1 protein-coding gene and 1 pseudogene are annotated in these 683 nt (G+C 58.4%); both read left to right on the top strand.

The genetic code is table 11. The features are described from left to right. Positions 1-200 (top strand): annotated as a pseudogene (gene cysW, locus NKJ55_RS35475) (sulfate/thiosulfate ABC transporter permease CysW); the annotation flags it as partial. Positions 201-331: 131 nt separating this feature from the next. Then, positions 332-683, top strand: a 352-nt coding sequence (locus tag NKJ55_RS35470; RefSeq protein ID WP_352453937.1) for an ATP-binding cassette domain-containing protein, incomplete at its 3' end; no start/stop codon positions are given.

Here is a 683-nt window from a genome sequence, read left to right as displayed (position 1 = left end):
TCTCGGTCGTGTCGGGCCACATACGCGGGCTAACCAACACCATGCCGCTGCATGTTGAAATCCTTTATAACGAGTACAATGCCGCCGCCGCCTTTGCCGTCGCTTCGCTGCTTGCCGGCCTGGCGCTCGTCACGCTGGTCTTGAAAACACTTCTCGAGATGCGCTACGGCGCCGAGATCGCCGCGACGCGCGGACACTGACAAATGCATGTCGCCCAAAAGTGTGTAGCGGTTTTTGGACAACGACATGCATAAAACAAAGATTTGATGTCGCCCAAAAGTGGGAACCGGTTTTGGGATAACGGCATGCATCAACTACAAAAGGGATTTGCATGGAAGTTCGCGTTGCCAACGTGCGCAAGGAGTTTGAGCGGTTTCCGGCCCTCCGCGACGTTTCGCTCGACATCAAGTCGGGAGAACTGATCGCCCTGCTGGGACCTTCCGGTTCCGGCAAGACGACGCTGCTCAGGCTGATTGCCGGCTTGGAGCGGCCGACCCGCGGAAAGATCTTCTTCGGCGAAGAGGATGCCTCTCAAAAGTCGATTCAGGAGCGCAATGTCGGCTTCGTCTTCCAGCACTACGCGCTGTTTCGCCATATGACGGTCGCCGACAATATCGGCTTCGGACTCAAGGTCCGGCACGGGCCGTCACGCCCGTCGGCGAAGGAAATCCGCCGCCGCGCCT

The organism is Mesorhizobium sp. M0106 (assembly GCF_040322715.1).
GTDB lineage: Bacteria > Pseudomonadota > Alphaproteobacteria > Rhizobiales > Rhizobiaceae > Mesorhizobium.
The sequence above is the reverse complement of the archived record's forward strand: the minus strand, read 5'-3'. Positions and strand labels throughout refer to the sequence as shown.